Annotated in this window: 15 protein-coding genes; 11 read left to right on the forward strand and 4 right to left on the reverse strand. The window is 71.8% G+C overall.

Translation table 11 applies throughout. From position 1 onward, the window contains the following. The first annotated feature begins 52 nt into the window (after positions 1 to 52). Positions 53 to 598, forward strand: coding sequence for a GNAT family N-acetyltransferase (locus IW256_RS27015; RefSeq protein ID WP_197013628.1), 546 nt, complete (start codon positions 53 to 55; stop codon positions 596 to 598). A 7-nt stretch (positions 599 to 605) separates the two neighbouring features. Here IW256_RS27015 and IW256_RS27020 read toward each other — a convergent pair whose 3' ends face one another. Further along, positions 606 to 962 carry a winged helix-turn-helix transcriptional regulator gene (locus IW256_RS27020; RefSeq protein WP_197013629.1) on the reverse strand — a complete coding sequence of 119 codons (357 nt, stop codon included), beginning with the start codon at positions 960 to 962 and terminating at the stop codon, positions 606 to 608. 96 nt (positions 963 to 1058) lie between these two features. Between IW256_RS27020 and IW256_RS27025 the strand changes: the two genes are divergently transcribed. The 5 genes from IW256_RS27025 to IW256_RS27045 all read left to right on the forward strand — a co-directional run bounded on the left by IW256_RS27025 (position 1059) and on the right by IW256_RS27045 (position 6712). Continuing rightward, positions 1059 to 1949 carry an NAD(P)-dependent oxidoreductase gene (locus IW256_RS27025; protein ID WP_197013630.1) on the forward strand — a complete coding sequence of 297 codons (891 nt, stop codon included), beginning with the start codon at positions 1059 to 1061 and terminating at the stop codon, positions 1947 to 1949. A gap of 132 nt (positions 1950 to 2081) precedes the next feature. After that, positions 2082 to 2606: a PadR family transcriptional regulator gene (locus IW256_RS27030; protein WP_197013631.1), complete on the forward strand. Its 525-nt coding sequence runs from the start codon at positions 2082 to 2084 to the stop codon at positions 2604 to 2606. Beyond that, positions 2603 to 3298, forward strand: a complete 696-nt coding sequence (locus IW256_RS27035) for an ABC transporter ATP-binding protein (protein WP_197013632.1) — start codon at positions 2603 to 2605, stop codon at positions 3296 to 3298. The genes IW256_RS27030 and IW256_RS27035 overlap by 4 nt, the downstream gene beginning before the upstream one ends. After that, positions 3295 to 5553 (forward strand): ABC transporter permease, encoded by a 2259-nt coding sequence (locus IW256_RS27040; RefSeq protein ID WP_197013633.1) that lies wholly within the window; start codon positions 3295 to 3297, stop codon positions 5551 to 5553. Before IW256_RS27035 ends, IW256_RS27040 begins: the two co-directional genes overlap by 4 nt. A 49-nt stretch (positions 5554 to 5602) precedes the next feature. Continuing rightward, positions 5603 to 6712 (forward strand): hypothetical protein, encoded by a 1110-nt coding sequence (locus IW256_RS27045; protein WP_197013634.1) that lies wholly within the window; start codon positions 5603 to 5605, stop codon positions 6710 to 6712. 204 nt (positions 6713 to 6916) lie between these two features. On the opposite strand, the gene IW256_RS27050 is transcribed toward IW256_RS27045, so the two are convergent. Further along, positions 6917 to 7501 (reverse strand): hypothetical protein, encoded by a 585-nt coding sequence (locus tag IW256_RS27050; protein WP_197013635.1) that lies wholly within the window; start codon positions 7499 to 7501, stop codon positions 6917 to 6919. A gap of 112 nt (positions 7502 to 7613) precedes the next feature. Here IW256_RS27050 and IW256_RS27055 point away from each other — a divergent pair, with 112 nt between their 5' ends. The 4 genes from IW256_RS27055 to IW256_RS27065 all read left to right on the forward strand — a co-directional run bounded on the left by IW256_RS27055 (position 7614) and on the right by IW256_RS27065 (position 9597). Next, positions 7614 to 8075, forward strand: a complete 462-nt coding sequence (locus IW256_RS27055; RefSeq protein ID WP_307829118.1) for a YybH family protein — start codon at positions 7614 to 7616, stop codon at positions 8073 to 8075. 212 nt (positions 8076 to 8287) lie between these two features. Next, entirely contained in the window at positions 8288 to 8419 is a 132-nt protein-coding gene (locus tag IW256_RS42375) for a hypothetical protein (protein ID WP_269217947.1), read from the forward strand. Between the two features lie 39 nt (positions 8420 to 8458). Next, positions 8459 to 9199 carry an SDR family NAD(P)-dependent oxidoreductase gene (locus IW256_RS27060; RefSeq protein ID WP_197013636.1) on the forward strand — a complete coding sequence of 247 codons (741 nt, stop codon included), beginning with the start codon at positions 8459 to 8461 and terminating at the stop codon, positions 9197 to 9199. A 26-nt stretch (positions 9200 to 9225) separates the two neighbouring features. Then, positions 9226 to 9597 (forward strand): MerR family transcriptional regulator, encoded by a 372-nt coding sequence (locus IW256_RS27065; RefSeq protein WP_197013637.1) that lies wholly within the window; start codon positions 9226 to 9228, stop codon positions 9595 to 9597. 7 nt (positions 9598 to 9604) lie between these two features. Here IW256_RS27065 and IW256_RS27070 read toward each other — a convergent pair whose 3' ends face one another. Beyond that, the gene (locus tag IW256_RS27070) at positions 9605 to 9967 is read right to left on the reverse strand and encodes a nuclear transport factor 2 family protein (RefSeq protein WP_197013638.1); all 363 of its coding nucleotides are present in this window, start codon (positions 9965 to 9967) and stop codon (positions 9605 to 9607) included. A gap of 75 nt (positions 9968 to 10042) precedes the next feature. Between IW256_RS27070 and IW256_RS27075 the strand changes: the two genes are divergently transcribed. After that, entirely contained in the window at positions 10043 to 10609 is a 567-nt protein-coding gene (locus tag IW256_RS27075; protein ID WP_197013639.1) for a thioredoxin family protein, read from the forward strand. Positions 10610 to 10676: 67 nt separating this feature from the next. On the opposite strand, the gene IW256_RS27080 is transcribed toward IW256_RS27075, so the two are convergent. Beyond that, entirely contained in the window at positions 10677 to 12764 is a 2088-nt protein-coding gene (locus tag IW256_RS27080) for a DNA gyrase/topoisomerase IV subunit B (protein WP_197013640.1), read from the reverse strand. Between the last annotated feature and the right edge of the window lie 335 nt (positions 12765 to 13099).

The following is a 13099-nucleotide window of genomic DNA, read 5'->3' on the forward strand; positions in this document are numbered from 1 at the left end:
CGCTCCCGTGGCCTTGCGGGGCCGCGGGAGCGCCGCGTGGGATCATGAACGGATGCGTCCCACCCGGCTACTGACTCGCGGCGATGCACCGGTCCTGGCGGAACTGCTCCAGGAGAACCGGGAGTTCCTCGCGCCGTGGCAACCGCTCCAGGACCAGCGCCACTACACCGCCGACGGCCAGGACGCGGTCATCCGGGACGCGCTGGAGCAGCACGAGCGGGGCACCGGCGTGCCGCACGCCATCCTCGGCGACACCGGGCGCGTGGTCGGGCGCATCACGCTGAGCGGCATCGTCCGGGGGCCCTTCCTGTCGTGCAGCGTGGGGTACTGGGTGAGCGGCGCCGAGAACGGCCGCGGCTACGCCACCGCGGCGGTCCGCGAGATCGTCCGGGTGGCGTTCGAGGAGCTGGGGCTGCACCGGGTCCAGGCGGAGACGCTGGTGCACAACGTCCGGTCGCAGCGGGTCCTGGAGCGCAACGGGTTCGTCCGTTTCGGCATGGCGCCGGAGTACCTCAACATCGCCGGCCGTTGGCAGGACCACGTCCTGTTCCAGGTGCTGAACACCGACCTCACCGCACCGTGGCCCAGCGGGTCCTGAGTGAGGATCAGGAAGCGCCCGGGCTCCCGGCGGGTTCCGGCTCGGCCCCGAGCACGTTCCGGCGCCCCCAGGCACCGAGCGGTTCCAGGGCCTGGTTGAGGGAGACCCCCCGCGGGGTCAGCGAGTACTCCACCCGGGGCGGTACCTCGGCGTACACCTCGCGGTGCACGACGCCGTCGTTCTCCAGCTCGCGCAGGTGCGAGGCGAGCACCTTCTCGGTGATCCCCGGCAGCAGCCTGCGCAGTTCACCGAAGCGGCACGGCCGCTCGTGGAGCGCCCACAGGATCAGCACCTTCCACTTGCCGCCGATCACGTCCATCGCCGCGTCGATCCCGCAGTGGTACGCCCCCGGCCTCTCCGCCATGCCGACCCCTCCCGCCTGCTCGCTCACCCCAGGGTAAGCACCCACTTCAAAGTGCGTACTTGTCGGCTTCCCCGGCCCGGGACGAGCCTAGTCGGCATGACTGAGAACACCGTTGAGCCGACCTCTCTCACCCTTCTCGGACTCGGCGCGATGGGCGCCGCGTTCGCCCGCGCCTGGCTCGCCGCCGGGCACTCCCTGACCGTCTGGAACCGCACCGCCTCCCGGGCCGAGCCGCTCGCCGCCGACGGCGCGGCCGTCGCCGCCACCGCCGCCGGGGCGGTGGCCGCGAACCGCCTCGTGGTGGTCTGCCTCCTCGACGACGACTCCGTCGAGGAGGCCCTCGCCGGTGCCGACCTCACGGGCAGGGACCTGGTGAACCTGACCACGAGCACCCCCGGCCAGGCCCGCGCCCGCGCCGAGTGGGCCCGTGGCCGCGGCGCGCGCTTCCTGGACGGCGGGATCATGGCGGTGCCGCCGATGGTCGGTGTCCCCGGCTCCGGCGCCTACTGCTTCTACAGCGGTTCCCGTGACCTCTTCGACGACCACCGCGGCGTCCTGGCCGTACCGGCGGGCGCCAGGTACGTCGGGGAGGACGCGGGCTTCGCCGCCCTGCACGACGTGGCGTTGCTGAGCGCGATGTACGGCATGTTCGCGGGGATCTCGCACGCCTTCGCGCTGATCCGCGAGGAGGACATCGCCCCCAAGGACCTGGCGTCGCTGATCGCCGAATGGCTGAACGCCATGACCGGCTCGGTGCACTTGACCGCCGAGCAGCTTCAGAGCGGCGACTACACCAAGGGGGTCGTCTCCAACCTCGCGATGCAGGTGGCCGGTAAGACGACCCTGCTGCGCACGGCCGAGGAGCAGGGGGTCAGCCCCGAACTCCTCACCCCGTTCTTCGCCCTGATGGAACGCCGCCTGGCCGGCGGGCACGGCGCCGAGGACACCACCGGCGTGATCGACCTGCTGGCCTGTACCCCGGCCTGACGGAGGGCCGCGCACGCGGAGCGGCCCTCCGTCCCGGACCGTCCGGTGCCGGAGGGCCGCCACCGTCGCCCCGCGACTTCCATCCGCTGAGCGTATAGACCGAGCGTATACTCTCAGCGTATAGTCGCGTCCATGAGCGTTCCCCTCACCCTGCTCGGCCTCCTCGAACGGGAGCCGAGCCACGGCTACGACCTCAAACGCGACTACGACGCCTACTTCGGCCGGGGCAAGCCCCTGTCGTTCGGCCAGGTCTACGCGACCCTCGGGCGGCTGGCCCGCGACGGGAAGGTGGTGGTGGGCGAGTCGGAGACCGGAGCGGGCCCCGACCGCAAGCGCTACGTCATCACCGACCAGGGGGCCACCGAGTTCGAGAGCTGGCTCGCCGAACCGGTCGAAGCCCACCCCCACCTCCAGACCGTGCTGTTCGCCAAGGTGGTGCTGGCCCTGATGCTGGGCCGCGACGCCGAGCACTACCTCGGCACCCAGCGCGCCGCCCATCTGCAACGGATGCGCGAGCTGACCGAGGTCAAAAGGAAGGGCGACCTGGTGGACGCGCTCCTCGCCGACCACGGCCTCTTCCATCTCGAAGCCGATCTGCGCTGGATCGACCTGACCGCGGCCCGGCTCGACGCGCTCTTGGCGGCGGTGCGGTCATGAACGCGCGAGGCCCCGTCATCGAGGCGCGCGAGGTCGCCCTGTCGTTCGGCCGGACACCGGCGCTGCGCGGCGCGAGCCTGGCGGCCGGCCCCGGCGAGATCCTGGCGATCATGGGCCCCAGCGGCTCGGGGAAGACGACGCTGCTGCACTGCCTGGCGGGGATCCTGGTCCCCGACTCCGGCGAGGTCCACTTCGCCGGGGAGCGGATCGACACCCTGAGCGAGGCCGGGCGCAGCGCGCTGCGCCGGGACCGCTTCGGGTTCGTCTTCCAGTTCGGCCAGCTCGTCCCCGAGCTGACCGCCGAGGAGAACATCGCACTGCCGCTGCTGCTCGCCGGCGGGCGCCGGGCTGCGGCGCTGCGGGAGGCCGGGGCCTGGTTCGAACGGCTCGGCCTGGACGGGCTGCACAAGCGCCGTTCCGGCGAGCTGTCCGGAGGGCAGGCCCAGCGGGTCGCGCTCGCCCGCGGCCTGGTCGCGCGCCCGGAGATCCTCTTCGCCGACGAGCCGACCGGCGCCCTCGACTCGCTGAACGGCGAGCAGGTCATGGAGCTGCTGGTCACCGCCGCCCGCGAGCAGGGCACCACCGTCATCGTCGTCACCCACGAGCCCCGGGTGGCCGCGTACGCCGACCGCGAGGTCATCGTCCGCGACGGCAAGGCGACCTCCTACTCCGCCGCGCGGGCGGAGTCGTGATCGGCTTCGGGCTGCGCCTCGCCCTGCGCGGCGGCAGGGAGGCCGCCGTCCGCCTGCTCGTCACCGGCGCGGCCGTGGCCCTGGGCGTCGGCCTGCTGCTGCTCACCCTGGCCGCCGTCAACGGGGTGAACGCCCAGAACGCCCGGTACGCGTGGTTCAACTCGGGGGTGCCCGGCGCCACGGCGCCCGGCGTCGCGCCGTCCCCGGACCCGGCCTGGGCCACGCAGGGAACCGACCTGTACAAGGACGAACGCATCATCCGCGTCGACGTCGCCGCCACCGGCCCGCGCGCACCCGTTCCGCCGGGGATCCCGCGGCTGCCCGGCCCCGGCGAGTACTACGCCTCCCCGGCGCTCGGCGCGCTGCTGCGTTCCGTACCGGGGCCCGAACTCGGCGACCGCTACCCCGGAAGGCGGGCCGGCACGATCGGCGCCGCGGCCCTCCCCTCCCCCGACTCGCTGATCATCATCGTCGGCCGTACCCCCGGCGAGCTCGCCGGAGCCCCCGGCGCCGCGAAGATCACCACCATCGCGACCGAGTCGCCCGGCTCGTGCAGCGCCTGCCGGGTCGGCATCCCGCCCGCCGGGGTCACCCTCGTCCTGTCGGTCACCTCCGCGGCGCTGCTGTTCCCCGTGCTGATCTTCATCGGCACGGCGACCCGGATGGCCGCCGCGCGCCGCGAGCAGCGGTTCGCCGCGATGCGCCTGGTCGGCGCGACACCCCGGCAGATCTCGGTGGTCTCGGCCGTCGAGTCGACCGTGGCCGCCGGCGCGGGCACCGCCGCGGGATTCGCCCTGTTCCTCCTGTTCCGGGTACCGCTGGCGGCGGTACCGTTCACCGGCGCGCGGTTCCACCCGGGCGACCTGTCCCTCGACCTGACCGACGTCCTGCTGGTCGCCGTCGGCGTCCCGCTGGGATCGGCGATCGCCGCCCGGCTCGCGCTGCGCCGCGTACGGATCTCCCCGCTCGGGGTGACCCGGCGCGTCACCCCGCGCCCTCCCCGCGCCTACCGGCTGATCCCCCTGGTCGCGGGCGTCGCCGAACTCGCCTACTTCGTCGGCCGGCGACCCGACACCACCGCCGGGCAGGCGCAGGCGTACCTCACCGGGATCCTCCTGATGATGGCGGGCCTGGTCATCGCCGGGCCGTGGCTGACCATGGCCGGCGCGCGGCTCATGGCCCGGCGCACCGGCCGTCCCGCCGCGCTCATCGCCGGGCGGCGGCTCGCCGACGACCCCAAGGCCGGTTTCCGCGCCATCAGCGGGCTCGTGCTCGCCCTGTTCGTCAGCAGCACGGCCGTCGGCGTGATGACGACCATGGTCGCCGAACGCGGCGTGCCGCGCGGCACCGCGGTCGCCAGGAGCACGCTGGTCGCCGACTACTCCCAGGGGCACACGTCGCGGGGCGCACCGAGGGCGTCCGTCGGCGTTCCGGACACCGTCCTCGCCCGGCTCCGCGCGATCCCGGGAGTCCAGCGAGTGACCAGGATCCACACCAACCCGCTCGGGACCACGCTCTCGTTCGGCGGGCCCGAACGGGACCTCGGCGGGCTGGCGTCGTGCCGCGAACTGGAAGGCGTGCCGGACTTCGGCCGATGCGCCCCGGGAGCGGACGTGGTGACGGTCCCCCAGCGCCACGTCCTCGACGCGATGGACGGCTCGTTCGACGACACCTGGCCCGCCGCGGCCATGTCCGCCGAACGGCTCCGCGACGTCCCCGTCCAGACCCTGGTCGTCGGCACGAACGGCTCGAAGGCGACGATCGAGCGGGTGCGGACCGCTCTCGCCCTCACCTTCCCGCACCAGAAGGCACCCGTCACGGCCGCCGAGCACCGCGCGAACTCCGAGGACGCCCGGCTGCTCACCGCGTACCAGCGGCTCGCCGCCGTCGTCGTCCTGGTCAGCCTGTGCGTCGCCGGCTGCGGCCTGGCGGTGAGCGTGATCGGCGGCCTCCACGACCGCAAGCGCCCGTTCGGCCTGCTGCGCCTCACCGGCGTCCGGCTCGGAACGCTGCGCCGCGTCGTCCTCCTGGAGAGCGCCGTCCCGCTGCTCATCGTCGCCGTGGTGGCGATCGGCAGCGGCTTCCTGGCCGCTCAGCTGTTCCTCAGGTCCCAGATGGACTACGCGCTGCGGGCACCGGGCGCCGAGTACTACGTCACCGTCCTCATCGGCCTCGCCGTCTCCCTGGGGGTCATCGCCGCGACCTTCCCCCTGCTGGCGAAGATCACCGGCCCCGGCGCCGCCAGGAACGAATGAGCGGAGAGGAATCGCGGACGGCGCCACGTTCCGCTGGCACGATCAGAACATGAGCGATCCACCCCCCACGGCTGCTCGCAAGATCTCTACTCTGAGCGGCATTCTCCTCGGCAGCTTCGGGTCACTGATCCTGATCTTCCTGTGCGCGGTCCCCTGGATGTGGTGGAGGCTGCAGAGGGTATTGATCGTCAACGCGGAGGACGTCTCCGCGCCGCTCCCCCCGGGCTTCGTGCTGGGATGGGCGATCCTGGTCGGCGGGGCGACGGCCAGCGCGGGCGCGGTGCTGTGCGTCCCCCGCTTCTTCCGCCGCGCGCCCGGCCTCGGCCCCATGATGATCTTCTCTTGGGTCTTCGTCTCGCTGGTCTCCCAGGGCACCTTCACCGGCCTCCACCCTTCGCTCTACGACACGATGCGCGATCTCGACTCGTGGCGGAACACCGAGACCGGCACCGCCCCGGCCGTCCTGGCCGGGCGGGTGGACCGCCTGCTGGTGGACGCGCTCTCCGCGTCCCCCGGAGCGGTCGCCTTCGCACGTCCCGCCTACCGGGGCAAGGCGTTGAGAGGTGCCGAGTTCGGCCTGCGGGCGGGCGGCGTGATCGTCTCGGCACAGGGGAGTGAACCCGACACCTGGCAGGCGATGGAATCGTGGCTCGCCGGCCGCCTGACCAGGCTGAGCGAGAAGGCGGGCGCCGGTGGCGCGGCCTTCAAGATGGACGAGGACATCGTCGTCGAACTCCACCCCGACAGCGACCGCAGGCTGTTCTCGCTGACCATCAGCACTCCGAAGCTCACCGGGCGCTTCACCGGGAACCCCCAGCGGGCGGCCGGGGACGCGGCGACCGCCGCACAGATCACCGGAATCGCCCGCGCGCTGGCACCGAAGAACACGCCCGAGGTGCCGGAAGGCGTGACGACCGTTCCGTGCAGCGGCTCGGCGGGAAGGGCCACCGTCTACTCCGCCGAGGACAATCTCAGCGAAGCCGTGTCCCCGTTCCTTCTGGCCAAGGGCAACGCCGCCCTCACCCTCGGGGACGGCAGGCGCGGAACGCTCACCCACGTCACCGACGCCGGAGACCGCGTGACCGTGGGCACGGTCGACGGCCTCCACGTGAGCGTTCATGAGGGCACGATCATCAGCGTCTTCCAGAAGTGCCGCTGAAGATCTCCTGGAGGCCGCCCGAGCGCGTCGCTCGGAAGCCCGAACGTGCCGGGCGGCCCTGCGGATTGCCGCAAGCAGCGGGGGCGGGCTGGCCAGGACGGATCGTCCCGTTCGCGCATCGCCGTACCGGTGTGATGCGCAGCCGAGCAAGCGCGGGCAAAGCCACCTCGAAGGCGAGCGCGATCTCCGGGGCCGGGCTCCCTGTCAGAGCGAGGGCATGAGGCCAAGGGCGGCCAGCAGCGCCGGTATGGCCAGCAGGATCACGCCCAGTCCCACGGGTGCCCCTAGCGCGCCGAGGACGGCGACCCTCTTGGGCAGCGCCAAGCGCCGCGAGTAAGAGATCGCCAGCACTCCGTACCCGACCACCAGTAGCAGGAAGAAGAACACATAACCGACTCCGGCCAGGTCGATCTGCTCGGCGTCGCCCGTCAGCCCTGTGGCCATACCGATCGCTTGCCCGACGCTGCCCAGGGCGTACACGCCGAGCAGCGCGAAGGCTCCCCACAACAGAATGCCCAGAAGCGCCGGAGGAAGGGCAGCGCGGATCCTGGCGACCGACAACAGCGCCACGGCCGCCCCCAGCACCTTCAACCCGACGACGACCCAGTTCATCACGGCCAATCCGGATGCGTACTCGGCGTAAGGACCCTCGGTGAAGCGGCCGGACATCTCGAAGACGACGTTGACGCCCGCGAACGTGAGGCAGCACAGGGCCACCAGAGCGCCCGTCACGATGACCCCGGTGCCGGGGCGTGTGGGAGCAAGGGGGCGGTCGATCGTGGAAGCCATGTCGCGAGTCAACGCGAATCCCGTCTCCAGGGCCTCCCTCCCACGGGGGAGATCTCCGGGGTAATCGCCCCCGGTCGTTCGGTCGGACAGCGGCACGCGGAACGATCTTGCGGTGCGGGTGGTCATCCGCGGCGTCGAACGGTCGGGGGCTCCTGCCATGATCACTTCGGAGTGCAGGCCATTGGGGCCTGACCAGGGGGAGGTTCGCGCGATGGGCGATGGTCAGGGACATGAGCGTGCGCGGCAACCGGAGGATCTGAGCCGGTTCGTCGTGGAGCGGCTGAACGCAGGTGACGTCGATGGGTTGGTGGCGTTGTACGAGCCGGACGCTGTCCTGGCGCTGCCGGACGGCCAGGTCGCCACGGGCAGCAACGAGATCCGCAGGACGTACGAGCGTCTCGTCGCCGACAAGCCGGTCTTCACGCCTGGCCGGCAGCTACGCACCGTCCGCAACGGCGACCTGGCGCTGACCTCGACACAGTTGGCGAACGGCGGCGTCACCGTCGAAGTGGCTCGCCGCCAGGCGGATGGCACGTGGTTGTGGACGCTCGACCAGCCCAGCCTCCTGGGATGATCAGAGCCATTCGTTGATACAGGCGATGTTGGGGGCGACCCCGTAGCGCGCGATAGTCGGCAGCGTCTCAACTAGGGCGGTGGCCGCCGCGCGAACCGCGCCTGGCGCGGGCGCTATGGCCGGGGCTGTCGCCCCTCCTGCATTGCAACGACGAAGGACCGGAACTCGGCCAAGGTAAACAGGTCTCGGCGCCCTGCGGGATCAACGTCACCGTGGAACGGGCGGCCCTGCGCCACCGGACCATGGACGGCCGGTGGGTACGGCGTCCGCTGACGGATCTGGTCGATCTGGCCGAGCACGTCGTGCGGCACAGCGAGGCGCTGGAGATCCGGCCGGGCCGGTGATTGACCTTGACGCTGGCGGCAGGGTTCCACGATGGCCGCATGGACAGCAGGGTTGTAGTGGTGACAGGGGCCGGTACGGGCATCGGGCGGGCGACGGCGCGGAGGTTCGCCGCGGAAGGCGCGCGGGTGGTGGCGGTCGGCCGGAGGGCGGAGCCGCTGGCGGAGACGGCCGCCGGTCATGACGGGATCCGTCCGCTGGTGGCCGACGTCACCGCCGACGGCGCGGCCGAGGAGATCACGCGTGCGGCCCTGGACGCGTACGGACGGCTGGACGTTCTGGTCAACAACGCGGCCATCGTCCGCGGCGGGGCGCTGGGGTCCTGCTCCCGGGAGACGATCGACCCGCAGGTGGCGACGAACCTGATCGCGCCGATCATGCTGGCGCAGGCGGCGCTGCCCGCTCTGGAGGCCGCCCGCGGGGTGATCGTGAACGTCAGCACGTCCATCGGGCAGCGGGCCTTCCCGGGAAGCGGCGTCTACGCCGGGACGAAGGCCGCGCTCGAACTCCTGACCCGGACCTGGGCGGTGGAGCTGGCGCCGCGCGGGATCCGGGTGGTCGCGGTGGCGCCGGGCGCGATCGAGACCCCGATCGGGCACCATCAGGGCCTGTCGGACGAGCAGCGGGCCGCAGTCCGCGAATGGCAGGTGGCGCACACACCGCTCGGGCGGGTGGGCCGGCCCGAGGAGGTGGCGTGGGCGATCACGCGGCTGGCCTCGCCGGAGGCGTCGTTCGTCACCGGGGCGGTGGTTCCGGTCGACGGCGGCGCCGTCGTCGCGTGATAGGACTGGCGGCGGAGGTGGTGAGGGTGCGGATCGGGGAACTGGCGCGGACCACCGGGACGACACCGCGGGCGCTGCGGCACTACGAGCAGGCCGGGCTGATCACGTCCCGGCGGGCGGGCAACGGATACCGCGTCTACGACCAGGCCGCGGTCGTGCGGGTCCGCAACATCCGCTACCTGCTGGACGTGGGTCTCACCCTCGACGACGCCCGCGCCTTCCTGCCGTGCCTGGACGGCGACATGGCCGCCGCGCCGCCGTCGGAGGCGGGCCTGCGCATCGCGTTCGACCGGCTCGCCGTCCTGGAGCGGCGCATCGCCGCACAGACCGAGGCGCGCGACCGGCTGGCGGGCGCGCTGCGCCAGGCGACCGGGCGAAACGTCCGCACGGTCGCCTGACCCGCGCTCACTGCTCGATGTCGTCGGGGCCCCAGTAGGCCGTCATCTTGACGATCTTGCCGTCGGCGCCGAACGTCATGACGTCGATGACCCGGATGCGCATGCCGGGGACCTCGACGGTGAACGCCATCGCCGCGCCGTCGCCGTACGAGCCGCGGATCGGGCCGTCCAGGGTGAGCTTGGCGCCTCCGGCCACGGCGTTGGCGTAGAACTCCTCGATCGCGGCCCGGCCGGAGATCGGCGGGTTCCCGACCGGATCCTCGATCACGGCGTCGTCGGCGAACAGCGCCGTGATGGCGGCGGCGTCCCCCGCGGCGAACCCGTCGACGTAGTCCTGCAGCGCGCGCTTCATCTGTTCCTGTGTCGGCATGACTGGAGCCTAACAAGCGTACGGTTGGTCACCGTGGTCGTGGCCGGGCGGGCGGGCACGCGACAGAATGGTGGCATGGCGATCGCATCGTTCATGGTCCCGCTCGGCAGCCCGGCTCCCGGCTTCGCGCTGCCCTCCATCGACGGCGGCACGGTCTCCCTGGAGGACTTCGCGGGCGCTCCCGCGCTCCTGGTGGTGTTCCTGTCCAACCACTGCCCGTACGTACGGCGCATCGAGAACGCCTTCGGCGCCATGACGGCGGAGTACGCGGCCAAGGGGCTGTCCACCGTGGCCATCGGCAGCAACGACGTCGAGCGTTACCCCGACGACGACGCCGAGCACCTTCGCGGGCAGGCCGAACGGGCCGGGTTCGGGTTCCCCTACCTGATCGACGGGTCGCAGGAGGTCGCGCGGGCCTACCGCGCGGCCTGCACCCCGGACTTCTTCCTGTACGACGCGAACGGCGCCCTGGCCTACCGTGGCCAGTTCGACGGCGCCCGGCCGCGCAACGAGGTGCCCTCGGACGGGGCGGACCTGCGCGCCGCCGTCGACCACGTCCTCGCGGGCGAGCCGGTGCCCGAGCCGCACACGCCCAGCCTGGGCTGCGGCATCAAGTGGAAGCCCGGCAACGAGCCCGGCTAGCCCGGAACGGCGCCCGGCCGGAGGACCGGGGCCGCGGCGGACGATCGCCGCGACCCCGGTCGACGCGTCAGGTGTCGATGCGCTCGATGTCCAGCTCGGCGGCGCCGGCGGTGATGAACTCGCGGCGCGGCGCCACCTCGCTGCCCATCAGCAGATCGAAGATCTTGGCGGCGTCCTCGGCGTCCTCGATGCGGATCCGGCGCAGGATGCGGTGGCGCGGGTCCATCGTGGTCTCCGCGAGCTGGTCGGCGTCCATCTCGCCCAGGCCCTTGTAGCGCTGGACCGGCTCCTTCCAGCGCATGTTGCGGCGCTCGAACTCGACCAGCTTCTTGCGCAGCTCGGCGTCGCTGTAGCAGTAGACGTACTTGTCCTGGCCCTTCCTGGGCTTGACCAGCTCGATCCGGTGCAGCGGCGGGACGGCGGCGAAGACACGGCCGGCCTCCAGCATCGGGCGCATGTAGCGGTACATCAGCGTCAGCAGCAGGCAGCGGATGTGCGAGCCGTCCACGTCGGCGTCGGCCATCAGGATGATCCGGCCGTAACGGGCCGAGTCCAGGTCGAAGGTACGGCCCGACCCGGCGCCGATGACCTGGATGATCGCCGCGCACTCGGCGTTCTTGAGCATGTCGGCGACGGACGCCTTCTGCACGTTGAGGATCTTGCCCCGGATCGGCAGCAGCGCCTGGAACTCCGAGTCGCGCGCCAGCTTGGCGGTGCCCAGGGCCGAGTCACCCTCGACGATGAACAGCTCGCTGCGGTCGTCGGCGGTGCGGCAGTCGACCAGCTTGGCCGGGAGCGCGGAGTTCTCCAGGGCGTTCTTGCGGCGCTGGTTGTCGCGCTGGGTGCGGGCGGCGATCCGGGTCTTGGCGGCGCCGACCACCTTCTCCAGGACCGCCCGGAGCGGCTGCTTCTGGCCGCGCGGCGGGTTGTCGAAGATCGCCCGCAACTCGCGGGTCACCACCTGCGAGACGATCCGGGCGGCGGCGGAGGTGCCGAGGACCTCCTTGGTCTGGCCCTCGAACTGCGGCTCGGGCAGGCGCACGGTGATCACCGCGGTCAGCCCCTCCAGGACGTCGTCCTTGATGACGTCCTCGTCGCCGTTCTTCAGCAGCTTGGTCGCCCGCAGCTGGTCGTTGAGGACCCGCAGCAGCGCGCGGTCGAAGCCGCGCACGTGGGTGCCGCCCTTGGGCGTGGCGATCACGTTGACGAACGACTTGGTGATGGTGTCGTAGCCGCTCCCCCAGCGCAGCGCGACGTCCACCTCCAGATCGCGCTCGACGTCGGTGGGGACCAGGTGGCCCTGGTCGTCCAGCACCGGAACGGTCTCGGTGAAGTGGCCGCGGCCCTGCAGCCGCAGCACCTCGACGATCGGGGCGTCCTTGGCCAGGTAGGAGCAGAACTCGCTGATCCCGCCGTCGAACCGGAAGGTCTCCTCGACGATCTCCTCGCCGCGCTCGTCGCGGACGTCGATCGTGAGCCCGGGGATGAGGAACGCGGTCTGCCGCATCCGGTCCAGGACGAGGGTCTGGTCGACGGTGGCGCCCTTGAGGAAGATCTGCATGTCCGGCCAGAACCGGACACGGGTGCCGGTGGTGTTCCGGGCCACCTTGCGGACCTGGTGGACGCCGGACCTCTTCTTGAACCTGGCCTTGGGGCCGTCGTCGGCGAACTCGCCGGGCAGCCCGCGCCGGAAGCTGATCGCGTGGGTGGCGCCGTCCCGGTCGATCTCGACGTCCAGCCGCGCCGACAGGGCGTTGACCACCGAGGCCCCCACACCGTGCAGGCCGCCGGAGGCGGTGTAGGACACGCCGCCGAACTTGCCGCCCGCGTGCAGCCGGGTCATCACCAGTTCGACGCCGGGCAGCTTGGTCTTGGGCTCGATGTCGACCGGGATGCCGCGGCCGTTGTCACCGACCTCGAACGAGCCGTCGGCGTGCAGGACGACGTTGATGTGGGAGCAGTAGCCGGCGAGGGCCTCGTCGACGCAGTTGTCGACGATCTCCCAGAGGCAGTGGGCGAGCCCACGGCTGTCGGTGGACCCGATGTACATTCCGGGTCGCTTGCGCACGGCCTCCAGGCCCTCCAGCACCGAGAGGTGCCGGGCGGAGTAGCCGTGCGAATCGTCGGTGGTCGCTTCAGCGGTCGCGGCGGTCAACGTGCCTGTGCTCCTCGGGGGTAGGACATTCGCCAAGAGGGTACCCCTGGCGACCGACACTCCACTTACAGGCTCGCCGCCGCGGGCGGCGAGCTCCGATGATCGGTGCGCCCGGCGTGTTGCCGTTCACCCTTCGCGGTTGTCATTGATCATGGTCCCGCATGCCGTTGATCGACGTTCACGGAACGTCGCCGATCATGATTTCGGCATGGGGTCGATCGATGGTCACGGGCGCGGAAGCCCTTCTGGGGCGGCGTTGTGACGTCGGTCACTAAATGGCCCATTCTGCTGTGGGCGTACGGAGAAACAGGTTGGGAACGTCGACGTCGGGTTAG

This window comes from Actinomadura viridis (assembly GCF_015751755.1).
In the GTDB taxonomy this organism is placed as follows: Bacteria; Actinomycetota; Actinomycetes; order Streptosporangiales; family Streptosporangiaceae; genus Spirillospora; species Spirillospora viridis.